Annotated in this window: 27 protein-coding genes and 1 tRNA gene; 21 read left to right on the top strand and 7 right to left on the bottom strand. The window is 37.3% G+C overall.

Annotation, left to right across the window (positions count from 1 at the left end; translation table 11 throughout):
- Positions 1 to 22 precede the first annotated feature (22 nt).
- Together KJS44_RS12530 and KJS44_RS12525 are read right to left on the bottom strand one after the other, a co-directional pair.
- Positions 23 to 1,339: an aspartate kinase gene (locus KJS44_RS12530; RefSeq protein ID WP_008690780.1), complete on the bottom strand. Its 1,317-nt coding sequence runs from the start codon at positions 1,337 to 1,339 to the stop codon at positions 23 to 25.
- Positions 1,339 to 2,517 carry a homoserine dehydrogenase gene (locus tag KJS44_RS12525; protein ID WP_008690782.1) on the bottom strand — a complete coding sequence of 393 codons (1,179 nt, stop codon included), beginning with the start codon at positions 2,515 to 2,517 and terminating at the stop codon, positions 1,339 to 1,341. The genes KJS44_RS12530 and KJS44_RS12525 overlap by 1 nt, the downstream gene beginning before the upstream one ends.
- Before the next feature lie 117 nt (positions 2,518 to 2,634).
- On the opposite strand from KJS44_RS12525, the gene thrC reads away from it, so the two are divergent.
- From thrC to KJS44_RS12485, 8 genes are all read left to right on the top strand, one after another.
- On the top strand, positions 2,635 to 4,137 hold the full coding sequence (gene thrC / locus KJS44_RS12520) for a threonine synthase (protein WP_008690784.1): 1,503 nt from the start codon (positions 2,635 to 2,637) through the stop codon (positions 4,135 to 4,137).
- Positions 4,130 to 5,011 (top strand): homoserine kinase, encoded by an 882-nt coding sequence (gene thrB / locus KJS44_RS12515; RefSeq protein WP_008690786.1) that lies wholly within the window; start codon positions 4,130 to 4,132, stop codon positions 5,009 to 5,011. The genes thrC and thrB overlap by 8 nt, the downstream gene beginning before the upstream one ends.
- Entirely contained in the window at positions 5,011 to 5,445 is a 435-nt protein-coding gene (locus KJS44_RS12510; protein WP_008690788.1) for an ACT domain-containing protein, read from the top strand. The genes thrB and KJS44_RS12510 overlap by 1 nt, the downstream gene beginning before the upstream one ends.
- Before the next feature lie 414 nt (positions 5,446 to 5,859).
- Positions 5,860 to 6,594 carry a TIGR01906 family membrane protein gene (locus KJS44_RS12505; protein WP_008690791.1) on the top strand — a complete coding sequence of 245 codons (735 nt, stop codon included), beginning with the start codon at positions 5,860 to 5,862 and terminating at the stop codon, positions 6,592 to 6,594.
- Positions 6,584 to 7,153 (top strand): Maf family protein, encoded by a 570-nt coding sequence (locus tag KJS44_RS12500; protein WP_008690793.1) that lies wholly within the window; start codon positions 6,584 to 6,586, stop codon positions 7,151 to 7,153. Before KJS44_RS12505 ends, KJS44_RS12500 begins: the two co-directional genes overlap by 11 nt.
- Positions 7,154 to 7,318: 165 nt before the next feature.
- Positions 7,319 to 7,392 (top strand) — tRNA-Thr (locus KJS44_RS12495).
- A 347-nt stretch (positions 7,393 to 7,739) separates the two neighbouring features.
- Positions 7,740 to 9,245, top strand: a complete 1,506-nt coding sequence (locus KJS44_RS12490) for a recombinase family protein (protein WP_213540129.1) — start codon at positions 7,740 to 7,742, stop codon at positions 9,243 to 9,245.
- Positions 9,246 to 9,269: 24 nt separating this feature from the next.
- Positions 9,270 to 11,990: an ATP-dependent DNA helicase gene (locus tag KJS44_RS12485; RefSeq protein WP_213540128.1), complete on the top strand. Its 2,721-nt coding sequence runs from the start codon at positions 9,270 to 9,272 to the stop codon at positions 11,988 to 11,990.
- 48 nt (positions 11,991 to 12,038) lie between these two features.
- On the opposite strand, the gene KJS44_RS12480 is transcribed toward KJS44_RS12485, so the two are convergent.
- From KJS44_RS12480 to KJS44_RS12470, 3 genes are all read right to left on the bottom strand, one after another.
- The gene (locus tag KJS44_RS12480; RefSeq protein WP_213540127.1) at positions 12,039 to 13,088 is read right to left on the bottom strand and encodes a tyrosine-type recombinase/integrase; all 1,050 of its coding nucleotides are present in this window, start codon (positions 13,086 to 13,088) and stop codon (positions 12,039 to 12,041) included.
- Between the two features lie 106 nt (positions 13,089 to 13,194).
- Positions 13,195 to 13,542, bottom strand: coding sequence for a hypothetical protein (locus KJS44_RS12475; RefSeq protein WP_008690796.1), 348 nt, complete (start codon positions 13,540 to 13,542; stop codon positions 13,195 to 13,197).
- A 48-nt stretch (positions 13,543 to 13,590) separates the two neighbouring features.
- Positions 13,591 to 14,211, bottom strand: a complete 621-nt coding sequence (locus tag KJS44_RS12470; protein WP_008690798.1) for a LexA family transcriptional regulator — start codon at positions 14,209 to 14,211, stop codon at positions 13,591 to 13,593.
- Between the two features lie 201 nt (positions 14,212 to 14,412).
- On the opposite strand from KJS44_RS12470, the gene KJS44_RS12465 reads away from it, so the two are divergent.
- Both KJS44_RS12465 and KJS44_RS12460 read left to right on the top strand, forming a co-directional pair.
- Positions 14,413 to 14,595, top strand: coding sequence for a helix-turn-helix domain-containing protein (locus KJS44_RS12465; RefSeq protein ID WP_008690800.1), 183 nt, complete (start codon positions 14,413 to 14,415; stop codon positions 14,593 to 14,595).
- Positions 14,596 to 14,612: 17 nt separating this feature from the next.
- A complete protein-coding gene (locus tag KJS44_RS12460) occupies positions 14,613 to 14,789 on the top strand; it encodes a hypothetical protein (RefSeq protein ID WP_008690802.1) in 177 nt (58 codons plus the stop codon).
- Here the strand turns inward: KJS44_RS12460 and KJS44_RS12455 are convergent.
- Positions 14,770 to 14,952: a hypothetical protein gene (locus KJS44_RS12455; RefSeq protein ID WP_008690805.1), complete on the bottom strand. Its 183-nt coding sequence runs from the start codon at positions 14,950 to 14,952 to the stop codon at positions 14,770 to 14,772. The genes KJS44_RS12460 and KJS44_RS12455 overlap by 20 nt on opposite strands.
- Before the next feature lie 93 nt (positions 14,953 to 15,045).
- Between KJS44_RS12455 and KJS44_RS12450 the strand changes: the two genes are divergently transcribed.
- Positions 15,046 to 15,345, top strand: a complete 300-nt coding sequence (locus KJS44_RS12450) for a hypothetical protein (protein ID WP_008690807.1) — start codon at positions 15,046 to 15,048, stop codon at positions 15,343 to 15,345.
- A gap of 71 nt (positions 15,346 to 15,416) precedes the next feature.
- Entirely contained in the window at positions 15,417 to 15,638 is a 222-nt protein-coding gene (locus KJS44_RS12445) for a hypothetical protein (protein WP_008690808.1), read from the top strand.
- On the opposite strand, the gene KJS44_RS12440 is transcribed toward KJS44_RS12445, so the two are convergent.
- Positions 15,588 to 15,986: a DUF2513 domain-containing protein gene (locus tag KJS44_RS12440; RefSeq protein WP_008690810.1), complete on the bottom strand. Its 399-nt coding sequence runs from the start codon at positions 15,984 to 15,986 to the stop codon at positions 15,588 to 15,590. The two genes, KJS44_RS12445 and KJS44_RS12440, sit on opposite strands and share 51 nt — an antisense overlap.
- Positions 15,987 to 16,047: 61 nt before the next feature.
- Between KJS44_RS12440 and KJS44_RS12435 the strand changes: the two genes are divergently transcribed.
- The 9 genes from KJS44_RS12435 (at position 16,048) to KJS44_RS12400 (ending at position 21,394) form a co-directional block, all read left to right on the top strand.
- Complete coding sequence (locus tag KJS44_RS12435) at positions 16,048 to 16,767, top strand: ORF6C domain-containing protein (protein ID WP_008686752.1); 720 nt, start codon at positions 16,048 to 16,050, stop codon at positions 16,765 to 16,767.
- A gap of 111 nt (positions 16,768 to 16,878) precedes the next feature.
- The gene (locus KJS44_RS14690; RefSeq protein WP_008686755.1) at positions 16,879 to 17,004 is read left to right on the top strand and encodes a hypothetical protein; all 126 of its coding nucleotides are present in this window, start codon (positions 16,879 to 16,881) and stop codon (positions 17,002 to 17,004) included.
- Positions 16,988 to 17,236 carry a hypothetical protein gene (locus tag KJS44_RS12430; protein WP_008686759.1) on the top strand — a complete coding sequence of 83 codons (249 nt, stop codon included), beginning with the start codon at positions 16,988 to 16,990 and terminating at the stop codon, positions 17,234 to 17,236. Before KJS44_RS14690 ends, KJS44_RS12430 begins: the two co-directional genes overlap by 17 nt.
- A complete protein-coding gene (locus tag KJS44_RS12425) occupies positions 17,233 to 18,141 on the top strand; it encodes a PD-(D/E)XK nuclease family protein (RefSeq protein ID WP_008686762.1) in 909 nt (302 codons plus the stop codon). The genes KJS44_RS12430 and KJS44_RS12425 overlap by 4 nt, the downstream gene beginning before the upstream one ends.
- Positions 18,095 to 18,811: an ERF family protein gene (locus tag KJS44_RS12420; RefSeq protein WP_008686764.1), complete on the top strand. Its 717-nt coding sequence runs from the start codon at positions 18,095 to 18,097 to the stop codon at positions 18,809 to 18,811. Before KJS44_RS12425 ends, KJS44_RS12420 begins: the two co-directional genes overlap by 47 nt.
- A gap of 290 nt (positions 18,812 to 19,101) precedes the next feature.
- Positions 19,102 to 19,623 (top strand): NinB/YbcN family protein, encoded by a 522-nt coding sequence (locus tag KJS44_RS12415; protein ID WP_008686767.1) that lies wholly within the window; start codon positions 19,102 to 19,104, stop codon positions 19,621 to 19,623.
- Between the two features lie 117 nt (positions 19,624 to 19,740).
- Positions 19,741 to 20,214 carry an HNH endonuclease gene (locus tag KJS44_RS12410; protein WP_008686768.1) on the top strand — a complete coding sequence of 158 codons (474 nt, stop codon included), beginning with the start codon at positions 19,741 to 19,743 and terminating at the stop codon, positions 20,212 to 20,214.
- Positions 20,215 to 20,297: 83 nt separating this feature from the next.
- Positions 20,298 to 21,164 (top strand): conserved phage C-terminal domain-containing protein, encoded by an 867-nt coding sequence (locus KJS44_RS12405; RefSeq protein WP_008686769.1) that lies wholly within the window; start codon positions 20,298 to 20,300, stop codon positions 21,162 to 21,164.
- Positions 21,161 to 21,394, top strand: a complete 234-nt coding sequence (locus KJS44_RS12400) for a hypothetical protein (protein ID WP_008686770.1) — start codon at positions 21,161 to 21,163, stop codon at positions 21,392 to 21,394. Before KJS44_RS12405 ends, KJS44_RS12400 begins: the two co-directional genes overlap by 4 nt.
- The last annotated feature ends 7 nt before the right edge of the window (positions 21,395 to 21,401 follow it).

The raw sequence follows: 21,401 nt of genomic DNA, 5'->3' as shown, positions 1-21,401 counted from the left end.
CAATCCTTCCTTTCTTTCTATCCTATTCAATAACAAAGGAATTGTAGATAGCCGAAATGGTTTTCTCAAAGTCCTTATCTTCTACACCAACAACAATGTTGATTTCATCACTGCCCTGTGCAATCATACGAATGTTGATATTATGCTTACCTAGTACGGCAAACAAACGTCCGGAAATACCGGGACGATACATCATCTGACGACCAACAGTCGCAATCAAGGCGATGTGGTCAATGACTTTCACATTATCCGGATTGCAGGCTCTTTTGATATCGCCTACAATATCGTAGATGACATCCTTGACATCATCGCTATTTACAACAATACTAAAGGAATCAATACCACTTGGAATATGTTCAATGGAAATGCGGTAATTTTCAAATACTTCTAATGCACGTCGAATGATACCGACTTCATCGGACATATGGTTTTTATAAATAGCTACCACAGTGAAGTTTTTCTTTCCGGCAATTCCGGTAATGATCTGATCAGAATCTTTTTCTTTGATTTCCTCGACGATGATCGTTCCGCCTTCTTCCGGATGATTTGTATTTAAGATATTGATAGGTATATTTTTTTCTTTGACTGGAAAGATGGCTTCTTCATGTAGGACACTGGCACCCATGTAAGACAATTCACGCAATTCGCTATAAGTAATCGTATGAATACGTTTTGGGTGTGTCACGATGCGTGGGTCAGCCATCAAAATGCCGGATACATCTGTCCAATTTTCATACATATCGGCATTTAATAGGCGTGCTAATATAGATCCTGTAATATCACTTCCTCCACGTGCCATTGTTTTTACTGTACCATCTGGCAAAGCACCATAGAACCCTGGAATGACAAAGCAGTCATGGGATTTTAGAAAATTATCCAAACGATATTTTGTGGCATCAAAATCAATCTTGCCATCATAGCGGAAGGTGATGATATCTTTGGCATCAACAAAAGGGAAACCTAAATATTCTGCCATTAATTTTGCGGTCAGATATTCACCACGGCTTACCAGATAATCCGTAGACATCGATTTGCTTAGCTCACTTTGTAACTTAGCCAAATCCTCTTCGATAGGGTATTGTAGTCCTAAATCGGTTTTAATAGAAATAAAGCGTTCTTTAATCAAATCGAACAAGGATAGATAATCTACACTGTATTTCAGATGAGCTTCTATCAGATATAATAAATCTGTTACTTTGTTGTCTTTTTTATGCTCTTTGCCACTTGCGCTGACGACAACAAAACGTCTCGCTTCATCACTTTCAATAATATGCTTAACCTTTGCAAACTGTGCGGCATTAGCGACAGATGACCCTCCAAATTTAGCAATCTTTAACATTATAATTCCTCCCTATGATCATGGATGCTTGCCATAAAGGCTGTAGCATCGTGTTTTAAGATTTCTTTCATCAGTTCATGCATATGGGCAACCTCGACATTTTTTACATGTAGATATTTATCAAAGGTACTGCTGTCATAAGATAAATGATGTAACATCGGACGTAAGGATTTATCACAGCGTACAATATAATCACGGTTACACAATGTCGTATCGTACTGCATTTCTTTTTGGAAATGCAAGACGCGATGGGCTTTGCCTTCCAGGATATCAAGGATATCTTGTACTACAGCATTGGCCGTTGCCAGTTTTCCGGCCCCTTGTCCAAAAAACTTTAAATCACCAATCGTATCACCATGCAAGGTAATCAGATTGTAATTATCCATCGTATTTGCTTCCAACTGATTTTCTTTAAATAAAATAGGCTCTACGACACAGCTGTAGGTGTTTCCTTGGCGTTTGGTTTTGGCTATCAGACGAACAGCCATACCTAAGGATTTAAAATACTGGACATCTTCTTTGGTGATGGTGCGGATCCCAAATACCGGAAAGTTATCAGGGACATGATAATCATAGGCAATGGATGCGGAAATACGCAGTTTATTGCAAATATCAAAGCCATCGATATCCGCGCTAGGATCAGCTTCGGCATATCCTAAATGTTGTGCTTCCTTTAATACTTCATCAAAGGTTGCCTGGTAACGCTGCATATGATCTAGAATGAAGTTGCTGGTTCCATTAAAAATGCCGTGAATGCGATTGACCTGATCAATACGCAAGGCTTTTTCCAGACCTTGAATCCATGGAATACCACCTCCGGTGCTGGCTTCATAATAGAAGTTTACATCATTCTCACTGGCACATTCGTGAAATTCTTTTACATAGGCTGCGACAACCGCTTTGTTTGCCGTGACGACATGTTTTCCGGCCTGTAATGCCTGTAGGATATAAGTATGGGCCGGCTCTAAACCTCCCATGGTTTCTACGACAACATCCAAAGCAGGATCGTTGAGTATGGTTTCAATATCATCACACATATAAGGAAGGGTTTTAGGTTTTCCTTTCCGTATCAGAATGTGTGTTACATGCAAAGCTTTCGTTTCTGGTGTTGTGGCATGCTCAATAATTTCATAAACACCACTGCCGATCGTTCCAAAACCAAGTATTGCTATATTCATGGAAATCCTCCTTTTTAAAATTTTTTGTCTTTTTAATAAAAACACTTGTTTTTATATTGCGAACATTGTATCATAGTAAAATAAGAATTGCAAGATGAAAAAAGGAGAATTAAAGATATGGAAAAAAGGATGCAGAAAATATATACAAGTACTCGTAATAAAGATATAAAGCGGACACCGAAAGAAGCTATCTTAGCTGGTATGGCGGATGATGGCGGTCTATATGTATACGATGGATTGGATGAAGTAAAGCTGCCAATCCGCGATATGATGGAAATGTCGTATGCGCAAATGGCTGAAACTATTCTGTCTGCATTACTTCCGGATTTCACGGAAGAGGAAGTGAAAAAATGTGTACAGGATGCCTATGCCAATCGTTTTGATAACGATGATATTACCCCTCTTCATATTGCCAAAGATGTACCTGTTTTGGAATTGTTCCATGGACCTACCTGTGCTTTTAAAGATGTGGGATTGCGTATGTTGCCACAATTAATGTCAACTGCTATTCAAAGCTGTAAAGGCAAAGATGTGATGATTTTAACAGCAACCAGTGGTGATACGGGAAAAGCTGCTTTGGAAGGCTTTAAAGATGTTGAACATATTGGTATCACAGTGTTCTATCCGGATCATGGTGTCAGCAATATGCAGAAATTACAAATGGTGACAACAAGTGGACAAAATACAAAAGTTTGTGCTATTCAGGGAAACTTTGATGATGCGCAATCGAATGTAAAAAAGATTTTCCAAGATCAAGAGATGAAAGCGCGTCTGAATGAGATGAATACGACATTATCTAGCGCAAACTCAATTAATATCGGCCGTTTGATACCGCAAATCGTTTATTATGTATTTGCTTATAAGGAAATGGTACGCAAAGGTAAGATTCGTTTCGGCGAAGAGATTAATTTCTGTGTACCAACCGGTAATTATGGCAATGTCTTAGCCGGCTATTATGCAAAATGTATGGGACTTCCCGTAAAACGTTTCCTGGTTGCCAGCAATGCCAACCATGTGCTGTATGATTTTTTAACCACGGGTATTTATGATCGTAACCGTTCTTTCTTTAAAACCATATCACCAAGTATGGATATTTTAATTTCCAGTAACCTGGAACGTTTGTTGTATTATAAGAGCGGAAAAGATGCAGACTATATTCATGAACTGATGAAGTCTTTAGAAGAAAAAGGTTCTTATCAGGTACGCAGTGATATATTTAAAGATATTCAAAAAGATTTTTACGGTGGCTATTGTGATGATGAAACATGTGCTGCAATCATGAAAGAGTTTTATGAGGAAAAGGGATATGTATTAGATCCTCATACAGCTGTTGGTTATAAGGTGATGAAGGATTATCAAAAAAATGATGCGACACCTTGTGTCTTACTGGCAACGGCCAGTCCGTATAAATTTGCTCCGGCAGTGGAAAACGCTATTTTCCAACAGAGCAATGAGGATGAATTTGCTTGTATGGAAGAATTACAGCGAAAAAGCGGTGCCCGTATTCCGGATTCTTTATTGTTGCTGCAAGGGGCAAAAATTCGTCATGAGGATGTAATTGATAAAGAGGATATGCGTGATTACGTAGAAAAAACAGTAAAGGAGATGTTCCATGATTAAGGTAATTGTGCCGGCAACCAGTGCTAACTTAGGTGTAGGATATGATTGTTTGGGTTTGGCATTAGATGAATATGCAACTGTTTATTTTGAAGAAATCGCTACAGGATTAGAAATCATAGGCTGTGAAGAAGCTTATTGTAATGAAGATAACTTAATTTACCAAGCCTTTTTAAAGGGGATGCAGTATTTACAGAAAAATTGTACAGGATTGCGCATTACCATGGATACCAACATTCCTTATACAAGAGGATTAGGCAGCAGTGCCACCTGCATCGTTGCCGGATTGGCTGGGGCAAATGCACTAGTAGGAAGTCCTCTTAATAAATATGAGTTATTTGATTTGGCAACACAGATGGAAGGGCACCCGGATAATATTGCACCTGCTATCTTTGGAGGTCTTTGTGTCAGCTTTATGGAAGAAGGAAAGCCGAATATGATTCGCTATGGCATCAAGAAAGATCTGTTGTTTGTCACATTGATTCCTGATTATGAAGTCAATACCAAGGCAGCACGAGAAGTCTTACCAAAACAGATGAGTTATGCGGATGCTACGTATCAGATGGGGCGCTGTGCGGCTTTAGCAAAGGCGATGGAAATCGGTAACCCGCTGATCTTGCGGAAAGCATGTACAGATAAGATGCAGGAACCATATCGCAAGCATCTGATTCCACAATATGAGGATGTAAAAAAACTATGCCAACAACAAAATATGATTACAATGTTCATCAGTGGCAGTGGATCTACGATGATTGCGTTGACACAGGAAGAAACAGATGCGAAGAAACTCATAGAACAAATACAGATGCTATATCCTACATGGGATTGTCGTTTGTTGCATGCGACCTATGATGGCGTACAATGTGAGGTGATATAATGGAAAAATATTATATAGTAGATAGTGCGATTTTACCGGATGTGCTAGATAAAGTTATAGAGGCCCGCAGCCTTTTACAAAACGGGGAAGTCAAGCAGGTCAGTGAAGCTGTGAAACGTGTCGGTATCAGTAGAGGCACCTATTATAAATACAAGGATTATGTATTCCTTCCGGATAAAGGAATGAGTGCTCGTAAGGCAGTCATCTCTTTGATGTTGCATCATGATAAAGGTATTCTTTCCGAGGTGCTGAATGTGATGTCAAAAACCAATGCTAATATCTTGACCATTAACCAAAACATTCCGATTCATGGCTGGGCAAGTGTGGTTATTTCCTTTGATATCAGTGAAATGAATTCTGGTATTGATGATTTAATGCAGTTGTTAAATGAATGCCGCGGTGTTTCTAATCTGCACTTACTGGCTGTGGAATAAAGCATTCGCTATCGTATGAAGATAGAACGATGTTGATGGGTTAGAATTAAGTTTATAATCTTTATAGGATCTCTTTGCTATCCTTCCTGTGGTGATTGCATGGTGTGATAGAAGAGATCTTTTTTTATTCGTATGGAGGATACCTTTTGGTAAGAAAACTTATTTTTAAAAAGATCAAAATGCTTTTTCTTTAAAGAAGTCTTTATATTCATAATAGGGATTTTGCACAAAGGTTAACCTTTGATATAAACGAGAAATAAAAATATTTACTATCAATGAAAAGAACTTATCGTTATATAACATGTAGCAGTAAATGTTATATCATTCTTACTGAAGTGAGGAATTACAAGTTTGCTTTTTCATTAAAATATGGTACGATATAATATAGCTAAAATTAAAAAAAGAGGGTTGTTTATGAACGTGGTACTTAATAAATTAAATACAATTGCCTCCTATGCAGCAGCAATTTCATTGGTCATCATTTTACTGGTAACCAGTGTCAGTATCAATTGTTTTGATTCTGATTTCTATAAGAGTGAATATAAAACATTGCAAACAGCACAGGATTTAGGCATGACGCAAAAGGACTTGAATCTTGCGACAAATACATTATTAGATTATTTGCAGGATAAGCGTGATAATATCAATGTCGAAATTACCGTGCAGGGTAGTAAGGTAGAGGCCTTTAACAGCAAAGAGGCTGCACATATGGTGGATGTTAGAAGTCTGTATCATTTTGCCCAAATCTTGCGAAACATGGCTTTTGTGATTTTGGTGGTAAGCTGCATTTATCTGCTTGTGCGATTAAAGAAAGGTGCATGGACAGTGTTAAGTATTAATTATATGAAAGCAGCGATTCTATTTGCAATCTTTTTTATCATGCTGGCAGGTTGGGCATATGTTGACTTTGATGCTTTCTGGACAGCATTTCATCATGTGGCATTCCGTAATGATTTATGGCTATTAAATCCTAGTACAGATCTGATGATCAATTTATTCCCGGCAGCCTTCTTCAGTAAGTTGGTATTCCGTATCGTCATGATGTTTGCGATAGGCTTTATAGGCTGTTTTGTGGGGGCTTATATCTATTTGCGTTATCAGTTGAAACATTATCAAGCGGAAACACAGGAGCTTTCTCATGATGCGTAAACAACTGATTTTGGCAAGTGCTTCTCCCAGACGTAAGGAACTCATGCAAGATAGCGGTCTGCCATTTCAAATCATTCCTTCAAAGAAGGAAGAAATTGTACCTCTTCATCTTCCTGCTGCACAGGCAATCGAGCAATTGGCATTACAAAAAGCCAGTGATATCTTTACGCAACATCCAGGTGCAGTTGTCATTGGCTGTGATACGATGGTCATATGGAAAGAGGAAAGATTAGGGAAACCAAAGGATCAAGCAGATGCTTTACGGATGTTAAAAATGCTTAGTAATCAGACACATGAAGTTATAACAGGCGTAGCCTTGTTAAGTAAAACGCATACGATTCTTTTCCATGAAACAACGAAGGTAACATTTTATGATTTGGAGGAGGAGTTGCTTACTGCTTATGTTGCAAGCGATGAACCTTATGATAAAGCAGGAGCTTATGGCATTCAGGGAATGGGAAAGCTGTTGGTAAAAAGCATTGAAGGTGATTATTTTAATGTGGTAGGTTTACCGATTTCCAGAGTATATCGTGAACTTCTACCATTGCTTCATGAGTAGGATGTAAAATAAGCAATAGGAATATCTTATACATAGCATAGATGATTTGAGAAATGTAAAGAAACAATCTTGTAATTTTAGAAAATGAAAAAAATGTGCTTTACCTGTTGAAAATTCTGACGATGCCTATTATAATATAATAGCTTTGAGATAAAGCACATAGTTGCCGACATAGTATAGTGGTAATACAGAGCAATGGTAATGCTCAGCGCGCAGTTCAATTCTGCGTGTCGGCACCATAGAAAAACAAAGCCTTTAAATAAAGGCTTTTTTTATGATTCATTCATTACTTGGTGTAAATTTGGTGTAAATTCACAATGTATTTAGTTTATCAACCATCTTTGATTGAGCATCTTGAAACCAATGTCCATAAACATTATTTACCATTTCAACGGTATGCCCTAAACGTTTTGATATGTCGAAAGGGTTAAAACCAAGGCTTATCAATAAAGACACGTGAGAGTGCCTAAGCTCGTGGAAGCGACAAATGGATATTCTCTCGTGGAAGCGGAAAATGACATATGGTATGATATTGTCAGAGGCTACGGTTTGCGCCGTAGCCTTTTTCGTCGAAAGGGGTATTTTCATGGCACGAAAAAGCAGAAAACATCAACACGCAGAAATGGTTAAAACTTCTATCGCCAAAGCAGTAGGCTATGTTCGACTTTCAGTTGCAAATCAAGAAGAATCCAGTTCTATCCAAAATCAGAAATTCATTATCGAATGCTGGGGCGATCAGCACCAAATTCCTATATCGAATTACTATATTGATAATGGTTTCAGCGGCAAACGGTTTGACCGCCCTGCGTTTCAAAAAATGAGTAAAGACATCCTTGCGGGCAAAATCAACTGTGTCATTGTGAAGGACCTCTCTCGCTTGGGAAGGGACTACATTACCACCGGTTACTATATCGAAGTCATTTTCCCAGCTAACGGAGTCCGATTTGTATCTGTAAACGATCAGTTTGATACGATTGATGGTATTACCAACCAAGAACGTCCTTACAGTTCCAGGATTCGAGTACCAATAACAAACGCATTTAATGAACAAGTATCTATTGGAATTAAAAAGAAAGTGGAGGCGAATTTAGATATGAAAGCACAACACGGTACATTTATTGGGCCAAGAGCCCCATTCGGCTACCAAAAATCAGAATCGAACCGCGATCAACTTATTCCTGATCCCAAAGCAGCTATTATTGTCCGAAAAATCTTTGAGTTAGCAGCGAATGGCACTGGTGTGACCGCCATAGTTCGGTATCTGAACGAGAAAGATATTCCCACACCGATCCAATATGCGAGGTCGAATGGTTTAGCTGGAAACTATGATGATGGCCGCGGAGACTGGAATAGTAGATCAGTCAAGTATATCCTGACCAATCGAACCTATACCGGCATGCTCGTACAGGGGAAAGAAAAGAGAGCTGTTGCCGCAACACATGAGCCCCTGGTAGACACGGATACCTTTGACGCCATTCAAAGGTCATTTCAAGCGAAAGCGTTTAACCTCACCACAAATAGTCAATCAACAGAAAATGTTTTAAAAGGGAAAGTTATCTGCGGCTGCTGCGGCGGGAAAATGCAGCGTAAGCGCGGAACCAATCATGCAGATTGGTACTTCTTCACCTGTATTACCAAAAACCGTTTAGGTGCTGGCAAATGCACCGGTATGTATGTACGGGAGGAAGATGTGTTCAGCGCTGTATACTATCAGCTAAAACTGTACATTAATTACCATTTTATTACCAAAGATCAATATAAGCAAGAAATACAGCACTTAGATTCCACCATTGAAGCAGCTTCGATCAAATATGGGGAAGCCACAGATTTCAGCATGAAGCTATATGAAAAGTATGTCATGGGCGAAGGTTCTAAAGAAGCTATTGCGGCTGCACGGCCTGCAAAGGAGCAAGCCGAAGTGGAACTGAACAGAGCGATTGCAAACAAAGTCGCCTATGAAGAACAGTATCGGGTGTTCTGCAAACTGCTGAAAGCCAGCAGGAAGGAGGTTCCATTGAATGAGATTGTTGATTGTATTGAACAGATCGTGGTAGACGTCGATGGGAGGATTATGGTAAAATGGACAAAATAGTAAAGAAAAAAGGAGCGAAGTCAGATGCTCAGAATTGATAAAGCTATACTCGATACAAATGGCGTAATATGTGATAATATCTCTCAGCTAAGTTTTGCCGACAGGGGACTTCTAAGCCAGAATATTCTTGGTCATATTCGCAACTTCGTGGAGTATATAGCGATCAAAGCATACTCCAACGGTCAAGACGTCAATCCTAATGACTATGATTTGAATGTGGTTGCTTTGAAAGATATACAGCGCCGGGGCGATCTGCGATTCCTTTATAGGTTCCACGAAATGCTCCAGAAATCCGTGTCGCACTATACCGTTGACAAGGATGGATCGGAGCGTCTCATGCTCAAATACTATGAGCATCTACTAAAAATCAAGCTATATCTGAAACGAACTTTTAATTTGGACGTGCTGGAGAATATCAGCGACTTCCCTCTGAATACGGACACTGAGCTCTTGGATTACTATGAAAAGATTGCGGAAAGAATCGAATCTCCGAGTGCGCTTAGCTATCCGGTTACTTATAACGACCGGTATTATGTGCAGAAAGTAAAGCCCTTTTTCGTCAATCAAAAGATCTATTATGAAGTCACATTTACTGCAGCAAATGCTAATGCAAGTAAATTTGACCGGGTTATTGCATTTACGCAGCATGAGATTGTTGATAACTATGCTGTCAAATTCTTAATACACAATGATAGGATTCGTATCCTAGATAAAGATATGTCCATTCTTGTGATTGATGGATATGAAGTATCTATTCGCCCCTGTGAGTGGGATAATCTTTCTGAAATCTTCGGCCCGAGAGTAAAGCATAGTACCAACTCTAATGAATATAGAGAGCTGATGAGGTATCTTTCAGTCGTTAGAATGTCCTTAACCGAGCTCGTGAGTAGCGACCAAGATTACTATGATTTTATAAAAAGGCAGATTACAGCCCGTGCTCAATCGGTCAAGATTTATGAGATGCTTGATCAGTGCCGAACTATAATAGTTGGTAATAAACCAGGAGCAAATGTATTGAGATATTTGCTTCATAAAATGAATAACCGTGTCATCAAATGGCAGTATTGGGGCGAACAATGTGGTGGATTATCTAACCTTTACCTAAATTATGGCTGTATTCCGTTTGATCGTATGCCTTATTGTACTTCCCTCCGACAACACAATCCGAAAATATATGACTTGTTTGAATCTATTCCCGTTTTCGGTCACGAGCATGAGCTGTTTGCTAGATACATTAAAAACAACACTGAAATAGAAGGTCATTTATTTACATCTAAAGCCGAAATTGAAGGTTTTGAAAATATTAATGGTTTGATAAGGAAATACAATTCTTCCCTGTACTATAAACATACCGGACGTAGAATTGAAGAATATAAGGATCATCTTTACATCAAAAGCTACGTCGAAGATAGTACCGAAATAATCAAAAAATTGCAGGAGTTGGCTTCATCGGGCGTTTCTCAATATACGGCCTCTGTTGATTCGTGGATATCAAGAGAGTCATATACAATTGATGATGATGGTAAGAAAGAAGCCCTTCGGCAGATGTTTGCCAATTCTCACATTGCGCTGATTTATGGTTCTGCTGGTACTGGTAAATCTACGTTGATTAAGCACATATCTAATTTCTGGGCGGATAAGGATAAGATATTCCTAGCTAATACACATCCGGCCGTAGATAATATGCGCAGAAAGGTTACCGCCGGGAATAGTGACTATAATACAATTGCAAAGTTCCTCTCGAAGCGGAACAATAATACAGATTGCGATATCCTCTTTATCGACGAGTGTAGCACAGTCAGCAACGATGATATGCGGCGTGTGCTGGAGAAAGCGAACTTCAAGCTGCTCGTTCTTGTTGGCGATATCTATCAGATAGAGTCGATTTACTTTGGGAACTGGTTTAGTATTGCTCAGAAATTTGTACCGGAAACATCAATATTTGAACTGAACCATCCGTATCGCACGACTAATAATGATTTGCTAACGGTTTGGGATCGTGTGCGCAAGCTTGACGATGCAATTCTAGAGCCGTTAGTAAAGAATGGCTATGTCGCAAGATTAGATGAATCCATCTTTGAGCATAACGAAGAAGATGAGATTATCCTTTGTCTGAATTACGATGGGCTATATGGAATCAATAATATCAACCGGTTCCTGCAAAACAGCAATCCGAATGAGAGTGTTGTCTGGGGAATAAATGCCTACAAAGTAGACGATCCCATTCTGTTTAATGAATCGAATATCTTTTCTCCGCTGATCCACAATAACTCAAAAGGAAGAATTGTCGGTATTCGCCCGGAGGAGCAGCAAATTTGGTTCAATATTGAGCTAGATGAATCAATTAATGCAATTGACGCCTGGGGATATGATTTTGAACTCATTGGAGAATCTGAGGCAGGAAAATCTATTATCTCATTCAGCGTGAACAAATATCGGAGCACCGATGAGGACGATGAAGATAACGATTCTACTGTTGTTCCATTTCAGGTCGCATATGCAGTTTCTATCCACAAGGCGCAGGGATTGGAATACGACTTTGTAAAAATCGTAATTACAAATGAAACTGAGGAAAGAATCACACACAACATCTTCTATACAGCTATTACACGCGCTAAGAACAAGTTGAAGATCTACTGGAGCCCTGAAACGGAACAGTCTGTGCTGGAGCGGCTTGAAGTTAAAAATTCCACAAAAGATGCGCACTTACTATCTCGACTTTCTTCGCTCACGATGACGAATTAAAATGGGCTAACACATCAAGTAACTTACAATCAAAACAGAAACTACAAGTTATCGGAAACGATAGCTTGAGGTTTCTGCTTTTGAAGATAATTTATTTTTTGTCGTGGGCTTGACATACGGGTGGCGCAAATCATGAATGCGTATTCGTTTAACCCCGGCTTCCTTTATCCATCTATCTTTTTTTATTCTAATTGAGTTTTCGTCGAGCGGTTTGTCAAAATAAAACAACAATTTATTATTATCAAAACCTATTATCTTTTTTTGATTTTGATATAAGTCTAATACCGCATTAAAGCAGTGATTTGGCATAATTACGGTTCTGTAACTGTTTTGAGTTTTTGGAGGCGTAAATTGATGCGTGTGCTTGGTGTAAGATTTATTTACTATAATTGTCTTTTTATCCATATCAATGTCACTCCACTTTAACGCCAATGCTTCACCAATTCTTAATCCACACCAATATAAAACATCGAATAAAGCCACATATATATGTTCATCAACAACTTTAATAAATTCATTAAACTCAGATGGTTGCCAAAAATTAATCTCTTTTTTGTGTTGATCTTTGAACATGACATTTTCAAATAAATGCAATCTGTAGTCTTTTGTGTAACCGTATTTATCACCATATTTAAAAACAGCTTTTAAATACACTTGTATTTTTTTTAAAGTTGCATTACTGTAATGTTCGCCGTTTGATTGTTCTTCTTTTAATAAATTTGTTTGAAACATTTCGATCGTACGCAAAGAAATAGATTTAATTTTTAGTTCTTTCCAGTAGGGCAAGATATGCTTTTCAAATGTCTTTGTAATCTCATAATAAGATCTTTCTTTTAAAACATCTTTTTTAGAGTTAATATATAAAACATACAAATCATAAAAGGTTAAATCATTATCAATTTCTGTTTTAGCTTTTAGCAAAAAAGTATGTTCCCATTCTTTTGCTTCTTCTGCTGTAGAAAACCCTCTTTTGTGATAACGGTGCGATATGCCATTCAAGTCAACATAACTTCCTTCGCATTTGTATGTCACCTTTTTAACCATCTTATCTTTATTTTTTTTACTACGTACCATTCGTTCGTCTTTTTTTACAGCCATTGTCATACCCTCCTTTTTATGGTAAAATGGGTACAGAAAAAGTGTAGACTGAGCAAGCCACATTTTTCTATAGACACTCACCAGATGCCGCCGGTGGGTGTTTTTTTTATTTCTTCATTTTAACTAAAGATACTACTGCTAAAATAACACAAATCAAGCACCATGTTGACCATATGTACAGGTCACCAAAAGATCCAGCAAGTGTAAATCCACATAAAGCAGCGATACCATAAAGTACAATTAGTGCAATATTACCACCTTTAGAACCATTGCGAGTGACGATTGAAACTATACCGCCTGATAACATCATGATTGACACAATCAATCCAGCACTTCCACTAACCTCACCAGTTTCAGCTAAAGCATTAGATGCACCAGCTGCGCATGACTGCAAAAGGACAAACAGACACAATACAATAGATAAAATGCCTGAAACGAGTTTCCATGTTTTCATTCTTCCCCCTCCTTTCTTAAATTTATGTAAACACCTTAAAAGATGTGTTTACCTTTTACTAATAACTAAAGCTAATTTGCCAACTATTCTAAAGCATGTATTTTCTACATCAACGATAATTGGGTCATATTTTTCGTTGGCTGGCAATAACATGATTAAGCCTTGCTCGGATTTTCTAATCCTTTTACATACGGCCTCTTCATTATCGACGCAAAACGCTCCGATACTGCCGTTATCAAGCACGTTAGTTTTTTCAAATACTAACAAGTCGCCGTCATTTATTCCTGCACCTATCATACTATCACCTTTTGCGTAATTGGCAAAGTATTCTTTATTTGGTTTTAAGATAGTATCTGGCAACGAAATATATTCTATGATATCTTCATCCACAAAACCACCTGTACCACATGATAAACGTGCATATAGTGGTATTTGAATTTGGTGCTCTTTTTTTTCTGGCTTGTCAATTACTTTCTCATTTTCTTCACCTAATAGATAACTAATAGGTACGTTAAAATAATCAGCTAATATTTTCATGTTTTTGAATTTTGGTTTGCTTCTTTTTTTCTTCCAATCAGTTAAAGAAGATGTTGGTATGCCAGTATCTTTGGAGACACGATATGCTGTGATACCACGTTCATTTAACAGTTTTTCAAATATTTCATACATAGGTTACCTCACTTTTTGAAATATCTCGGAAAACATAGCTAAAACACCTTGACATAACTAGCATACGCGTGATAGTATATACACGTACCTAGTAAATCCTAGGTAACTAAGCGATATGAGATATAGATTTTTATTTGACACATAAAATATATCACATTTCCGTAATAGTTACAATAGGTTTAGTTAAAGGAGGTGAACGTTTTGTACGAAAAGTTTGAGGCTTTAATAAAAGATAGAGGTATTACACCTTATCGAGTATCCAAGGATACAGGCATACCAACATCCACATTGAGCGATTGGAAGAATGGCCGTAGCAATCCTAAAGCCGATAAGCTGAAAATCTTAGCTGATTACTTTGGCGTAGATATCAAAGATTTACTATGAAAGGAGAGTGCTTAATCATGCTAGAAAAAGCACAGTGCAGTGAAAAGACAAAAGCCTTGATAGATCACATATTAACGGTATGTGAAGAACAAGGCCTAAGTGAATCAGATGTTAAAGAAATTCCAAGTTTGTTACAGATTGAATTAAAGAAAATTCTATCTAAAAAATCAAAGACTAACGTATTTCATCGCTAGATTCAATAGCTTCTAACAATGAGCCATAGATATTTTCATATTCGCTGACAAAAGAAATAGCATGAATAGTTTCATCATTGTCAACAGTTATTGAACCGTTTTTGATTTCAGCATACATATAAAGGATTGCTAAATCGTGAGCGCGTTTTTGGTTATCTGTCACTTTAATACCCCCTTTCATAAATTCAATTTTACATCGATTAGAAAGAGGTATCAAGGCGAGCTATTGAAAGTGACAAGAAAGGAGTTGAAAACATTGAGGCAAAAGTATCGAGATGATTTAAACATCGAACGTGAAATGATATTGCATAAAATCTATCTAACTAAAACGGACATCAGAAATTTTATGCGTTGCGGGAATGACAAAGCAGTTAGATTATTTGATGAATGTAGGCAAAAATGCATTGAAGATGGCAAGAAAAACCTAGAAGGCAAAATTTACTATAAATATTTATTACAAATCACTGGAATAAATGAGAGTGATATCACACGCATGGCAAATCAAGAACGCAAAATAAAAGACACTCCGTCGTCTGGAAAACAAGTGAGTGTCTAACGTCGAACCCTTATATATAAGTTCATATAAATTATAAGGGAATCAACGGTAAAAAGCAAGGGAGTAAAGATATGAAGAATTATGCTCAAGAAAAAGAATATTTGTTAAATGTTGAATTACCTGTATTGATAACGCGCATCATTTGCTTATCGGGAGGGAATTTTTCTAACAAACAAATATTATTAAAAAACTATGATGAAATTAAAATAATTGTGGACGATTCTGCAAAAAAAGCAATAGAATCACAATTGACTTTGTATGGCGGCAGTAATAAGACTGGCGACAACAGATGAAGCTATGTTTGCTAAGGCATTTAAAGAAGTAGAACCAACTTGTTTGGCTATTTCTTTAGTTTTATTCCATGTTGTATCATTGTGGATATTTTTTAAAAATTCATGACCATATGGAGTAATGTCTAAAATAGCAGAAGAATAATTAACAGTATCAAATTGACGCGTTTCTATATAGCCATATTCATCTAATTGTTTAATACTATACAACACATCAGAGTTTTTGTATTTGGTAAGTTTATCAGGCAATTTTGATGAATAAATAGGGTTTATTAGTCCTTTATCATCCATAAGTTGATTTTCTTCTAAATACAGCAATACAGAACGTACACAATCAGGATTTAATTTCATTTTATCAACCCTTTCTTTATTACACAATCATATCACATATTTCAGAAAGGAATTGAAAAAAATGAATGAATTAAAAATCATTACATATCAGAATCAAAGAATTCTGAACACTCAACAACTGGCTGAATCTTATGACACGTCAGTTAAACGCATTTCTCAAAATTTCAACACTAACAAAGAACGTTATCAAGAAGGTAAACATTACTTCTTCCTTCAGGGCGAAGAACTATCATCATTTTTGCAATCCGCAAATTGCGGAACGCAAAATCAAAAAGTTAGATCAATGTATTTATGGACGGAAAAAGGCGCTTTCCTTCATGCCAAGTCGCTAAACACAGATAAGGCATGGGAACTATACGACAAACTTGTTGATTCTTATTTCAGAAAAACTGTAATCCCATCATTGGCAGAGCAAGCAAGAATTGCTTTAGCATTATCAAGTGAAACAGCAGGGCGTGTTGAAGAAATCAATGACGATTTACAGAATTTCAAAAAAGATATCCCTCTTTTACCAGTAGAATGTGACGATGTCCAAAAAGCAGTTAGACAGCTCGGTACTAAAATTTTAGGTGGACACGGCACACCAGCATATCGTGATGATTCACTGCGTGGTCGAGTATATGCAGATATCGGACGTGAAATTAAACATAAATTTGGCGTACGCTCATACAAAGCAATCAAACGCAAATATCTTGATGATGTTAACGAAATCATTGAGAAATATACGTGCCCTAAAGATATCTTAGAAGATATCATTGCTGCTAATAAGGTAACATCATGAAAAGATTTAAGCTATGGATACAAATCACTTACGGTTTAGCGTGGCGAATGATTATATTGCTGCTAGCTTATATAGGAGCAGTAGAGTTGTACTTTACGTTAAGGTGACATTATGCCAGCCAAAGGACCAGATGAGTATTACAGCGACGATTTGTCAGTAAATGAGCTGGCAGATATTAAAGCACTCCATGAAGAGCAAGAGTGGAGAGAAAGGAAAGAGGATGAAGACAACAGCTGAATTACTGGGTGAATTAATAGCAGTAGCATATGAATGTAAAAAACATGATATTTTTGTTGAGTATTCCCCTCATACACAGTCGGTTTGGGTGGATATTCATTTAAACAGATGGATAAATAATAAAAATGCTGATGAATCATATACCATTTATCTAACTTACGAAATGGCAAATGAAAAGTTAAAGGCGATAATCGACTATATCAAGCATTTAAGCAAGGAGAAAAACAAATGAAGATAACAAACAAATACAATCTGCCTGCACCGTTAGTTGATGCAGTTACACGCAATCACAAATATACACCTAAGCAGTACAGCGTTACGGCGTTATTAAAAGGGCCATGTCAAGCAATCTTAGAGCGTAGACATGACGATGAAATAGAGCAAGACGTATCAGATATGATTTGGTTAATATTTGGTACTGCTGTACACAGCATCTTGGAAAAATCACAGGAAGAGTTGGAAGAATTAAAAGAAAATAAATTTGTAGTCGATATGCTGAATGGCTATAAATTAAGTGGCATTTTTGACCTTTACAACGATGCAACTGGAACAGTAACGGATTACAAGACAGCAAGCGTTCAAAAGGTACTAAAAAATGATTGGGATGAGTACCGCAAGCAAACACTCATTTATTGTTGGATGTTACGACAAATTGGTTTTGATGCAAACAGAGGCGAGATTGTGGCCATGCTAAAAGACCATAGTAAAACAAAGGCTCTGCAGGGCGGTAATTATCCTCAACACCCTGTATATCGTATTGGATGGGATTTTACGGATGATGATTTTAAAGAAATTGAAGAATGGATAAAACAACGATTTGAAGAATTGAGTGATTGTGAGCAAATGGATGATGCAGATTTACCAAACTGTACACCAACAGAACGCTGGCATAAGGATGATACATATGCAATTATGAAAAAAGGTCGCAAATCGGCTGTGAAGTTATTCAAAACAGAAGGTGATGCAAAAGCATATTTTGACAATTTAATGCTTGATGACAAACATAGCATCGTAAAGCGTGAAGGTGCTGATAATCGTTGTGATAATTATTGTAACGTAAACAAATGGTGCCCTTACTACAGGAGTAAACATGCAGAGTGCAGTGATAACCAGTGTGACACTGAAACAGCTGAGTAGCGAGGTAACAAGCATGACAGAAAAAACTATATCGCTACTTGAGAAATTATCAAGTATACAGTGTGAATTAAAAGCACCAAAAAATCAGTATAACAAGTTTGGGAAATATAACTATCGTAATTGTGAGGACATCCTTGAGGCGGTTAAGCCGTTATGTAAAAAAAACAAGACAACCCTTATTATTAGTGATGAAGCTGAAATTTATGATGGATGGCATTACATAAAGGCTGTTGCTGAATTGTATGATTGGGAAAGTGACCAAACAATCAAATGCTGTGCATATGCCCGTGAAAGTGTGGCTAAAAAAGGTATGGATGAAAGTCAAATTACAGGATCCACATCGTCATATGCCCGTAAGTACGCATTAAACGGATTATTTAATATTGATGATACAAAAGATGCTGATTCAAATGAGCAAAAAGAGCAACAAAACAATAAAAATAATACAGAAGAGCAACTCAATGTATGGACATTGGAATGGTCATCGCTAAGAAAAAAAATGGATGCCATGGGAATTGATTATCGAAGTGATGCTACAGCAACTTGGCTAAAGAAACACTTTGGTATTGTATCACAAGATGCATCTACTGATTTGCAAACAATGATCAACCTTGTGAATGCGTATAAAGCTTTAATACAGGAGTATGAAAAGAAGTATGGGAAAAAGTAAACGCAGCAAAGCTTGCGACATAAGCGCTAAGGTAAGAGCAGAAGTAAGACAGAGAGATGGCGATAAATGCATATGGTGCGGTCGTCACCTCTCACATCCTCAAATATGCCACTATATATCCCGCGGAGCCGGTGGCTTAGGCATACCTCAAAATCTTGTCTGCGGATGCGTAACATGCCATCAGCAAGCTGACCAAGGTCAACATACAGATAGGTATAAATTAGCCATGAGAGAGCATTTAAAACGTCATTATCCTGATTGGGATGAAACCAAGTTGAGGTATCGTAAAGATGGCTAAGACAAAGATAGTTGCTAATTATCTACGCAAAGCAATCAATGAGGATGGAAACCTTGAAGTAACATTTGAAGTATCAAATTATCATTACAAACGATACTGTCAAGACTTACAAAAAAAGCCTTATACATTAGAGATTGCTGAGGTTAAAAACAAACGCAGCATTAATCAAAATAATTATTTGTGGGCGCTGATCCATGAGATAACGCAGCACCCAAACGCATCCTCAGATGATGACTGGGATATGTACTGCATATTGTTATCGCAGGCAGGTGCCAAGTTTGAATACATTACATGCCTTGCAGAAGCGCTAGAAACGCTCAAACAAGAAGTCAGAGCATTACAGGTACTCGGTTATGAAAACCGCGAGAACGGTACTAGATGGGCACGGTGTAAAGTGTTTATAGGGTCCAGCAAAATGAACAAAGAAGAGATGGGGAAGCTCATTGATAAAACGTTATGGTATGCTGAACAACTTGGCATAGACACGGTTTATTATCGTGACATGTTAGTATGATAAACTACCCAGACGGACGTAAGTATACCTCTGCGCAAACACCTCCCATAAAGCCTAAAAAGAACAAATATGGAGCGGTTAAAACAGAGATAAATTGGATAAAGTTAGGAGATTGATATGGTAAAGGCAAAATGCGATTATTGCGGAAAAGAATATAATACATACCCATGTTATTTAAAACGACGTAAAAATCATTATTGTAGCAAGAACTGTGAGGCAGAATCAAAAAAATATAACAATACAATCAAGAAGTGGAAAGGTGGGCATTTATCTCCGGAAGGTTATAAATACATAAGGGTCAATGGACGTGACATGGAAGAGCATAGACTTGTTATGATGCGCCATTTAGGTAGAAAATTAGAAACTTATGAACATGTGCACCATATAAACGGAATAAAGGATGATAACAGGCTAGAGAATTTGCAATTAACAACCAGATATGAACACCCTAGTTTACATGCAGAACATAAGAAAATCATATGTAAAAGATGCGGTAAAGAAACAACTCATCATGCGCGTGGATTGTGTCACACATGCTACCATTATGAATTGATACATGGTAATTTATATGAATACGATTTATCTGATTAACTCCCGTATACCGGTTGAAAAAGCGAATGATGGAAGAAAAATATGGGATTGAGATAAAGGAAACATAAAAACGAGGTGGTAAATTGGCAGAAAGACGAATGTTCTCATCACAAATCATAGATAGTGATGCTTTTCAAGATATGCCATTATCAGCGCAAGCTTTATATTTCCATTTAGGAATGAAAGCTGATGATGACGGTTTTCTTGGAAATCCAAAAAGAGTACAAAAAATGATAGGGGCTTCAGAAGATGATATGAAGCTCCTACTTATAAAAAAATTCATCTATTTATTTGATACTGGAATATGTGTGATTAAGCATTGGAAAATGCATAACTACATTCAAAAAGATAGATATAAGCCTACTGCATATGAGCATGAAAAAGATATGCTTGAAATCAAGAAAAACAAGGCATATACCGTTAGAAATGAAGGTTGTATACAGAATGGATACATATTGGATACAAATTGTACACCTAGGTTAGGTAAGGTTAGGTTAGGTAAGGTTAGTGAAGATATATTGTCTGAAACAGATGTTTCCGACGACGTACCTACTGGTAAAGAGGACATCAAAGATAATATACCGTACAAAGAAATCATTGATTATTTGAACGAGAAAGCAGGAACTCAGTATCGCTATAAATCTAAAAAAACAAAAGAGAAGATTAAAGCGAGGTACAACGAAGGTTTCGCAATCGACGACTTCAAAAAGGTAATTGATATCAAATGTGATGAATGGCTTTCGGATCCTAAAATGTGTAAGTACATAAGACCAGAAACATTGTTCGGTAATAAATTTGAAAGTTATTTAAATAAGCCTACACCTACGAAAACTAATAAACAACTTCCTGAATGGTACGAAAACCAAGATGTTATTGAGACAACAAGTCAACAAGTAGATGATGATGAAATCAAAGCTATGATGGAGAAACTGAAAGGAGAGCAGCAATGAAGCAAAAAACATACGAGACCATGTGTAAGCGCATGAAAGCACAAGGTATCACATTAAGCAGTTTAACAAAAGAAGTGAACAAGACAGCACATGTATGCGAACAGGAAATGATCAATTATATGCTTGTACCAGAAGAAATGCCGGATGAGGTCGAAGAAGCGTTAAAAGATATATTTATGCTGCATGGTATTGAACAAAAAAAATGTGCAAATGTGCATGGAAGATTATGAGGTAGCA

The organism is Longicatena caecimuris (assembly GCF_018406465.1).
GTDB lineage: Bacteria > Bacillota_I > Bacilli_A > Erysipelotrichales > Erysipelotrichaceae > Longicatena > Longicatena caecimuris.
Note: the sequence above shows the minus strand (reverse complement) of the source record. Positions and strands in the feature narration are given on the sequence as shown.

Coding starts and splice junctions, on each gene's coding strand:
- KJS44_RS12415 (WP_008686767.1), top strand. CDS start 19,102: ATGGCTAAGACAAAGATAGTTGCTAATTATCTACGCAAAGCAATCAAT.
- KJS44_RS12525 (WP_008690782.1), bottom strand. CDS start 2,517: ATGAATATAGCAATACTTGGTTTTGGAACGATCGGCAGTGGTGTTTAT.
- KJS44_RS12485 (WP_213540128.1), top strand. CDS start 9,270: ATGCTCAGAATTGATAAAGCTATACTCGATACAAATGGCGTAATATGT.
- KJS44_RS12425 (WP_008686762.1), top strand. CDS start 17,233: ATGAAGATAACAAACAAATACAATCTGCCTGCACCGTTAGTTGATGCA.
- thrB (WP_008690786.1), top strand. CDS start 4,130: ATGATTAAGGTAATTGTGCCGGCAACCAGTGCTAACTTAGGTGTAGGA.
- KJS44_RS14690 (WP_008686755.1), top strand. CDS start 16,879: ATGCCAGCCAAAGGACCAGATGAGTATTACAGCGACGATTTGTCAGTA.
- KJS44_RS12505 (WP_008690791.1), top strand. CDS start 5,860: ATGAACGTGGTACTTAATAAATTAAATACAATTGCCTCCTATGCAGCA.
- KJS44_RS12445 (WP_008690808.1), top strand. CDS start 15,417: ATGAAGAATTATGCTCAAGAAAAAGAATATTTGTTAAATGTTGAATTA.
- KJS44_RS12435 (WP_008686752.1), top strand. CDS start 16,048: ATGAATGAATTAAAAATCATTACATATCAGAATCAAAGAATTCTGAAC.
- KJS44_RS12420 (WP_008686764.1), top strand. CDS start 18,095: ATGCAGAGTGCAGTGATAACCAGTGTGACACTGAAACAGCTGAGTAGC.
- KJS44_RS12470 (WP_008690798.1), bottom strand. CDS start 14,211: ATGTATGAAATATTTGAAAAACTGTTAAATGAACGTGGTATCACAGCA.
- KJS44_RS12500 (WP_008690793.1), top strand. CDS start 6,584: ATGATGCGTAAACAACTGATTTTGGCAAGTGCTTCTCCCAGACGTAAG.
- KJS44_RS12430 (WP_008686759.1), top strand. CDS start 16,988: ATGAAGACAACAGCTGAATTACTGGGTGAATTAATAGCAGTAGCATAT.
- KJS44_RS12480 (WP_213540127.1), bottom strand. CDS start 13,088: ATGGCTGTAAAAAAAGACGAACGAATGGTACGTAGTAAAAAAAATAAA.
- KJS44_RS12530 (WP_008690780.1), bottom strand. CDS start 1,339: ATGTTAAAGATTGCTAAATTTGGAGGGTCATCTGTCGCTAATGCCGCA.
- KJS44_RS12475 (WP_008690796.1), bottom strand. CDS start 13,542: ATGAAAACATGGAAACTCGTTTCAGGCATTTTATCTATTGTATTGTGT.
- KJS44_RS12510 (WP_008690788.1), top strand. CDS start 5,011: ATGGAAAAATATTATATAGTAGATAGTGCGATTTTACCGGATGTGCTA.
- KJS44_RS12440 (WP_008690810.1), bottom strand. CDS start 15,986: ATGAAATTAAATCCTGATTGTGTACGTTCTGTATTGCTGTATTTAGAA.
- thrC (WP_008690784.1), top strand. CDS start 2,635: ATGGAAAAAAGGATGCAGAAAATATATACAAGTACTCGTAATAAAGAT.
- KJS44_RS12490 (WP_213540129.1), top strand. CDS start 7,740: ATGGCACGAAAAAGCAGAAAACATCAACACGCAGAAATGGTTAAAACT.
- KJS44_RS12460 (WP_008690802.1), top strand. CDS start 14,613: ATGCTAGAAAAAGCACAGTGCAGTGAAAAGACAAAAGCCTTGATAGAT.
- KJS44_RS12410 (WP_008686768.1), top strand. CDS start 19,741: ATGGTAAAGGCAAAATGCGATTATTGCGGAAAAGAATATAATACATAC.
- KJS44_RS12400 (WP_008686770.1), top strand. CDS start 21,161: ATGAAGCAAAAAACATACGAGACCATGTGTAAGCGCATGAAAGCACAA.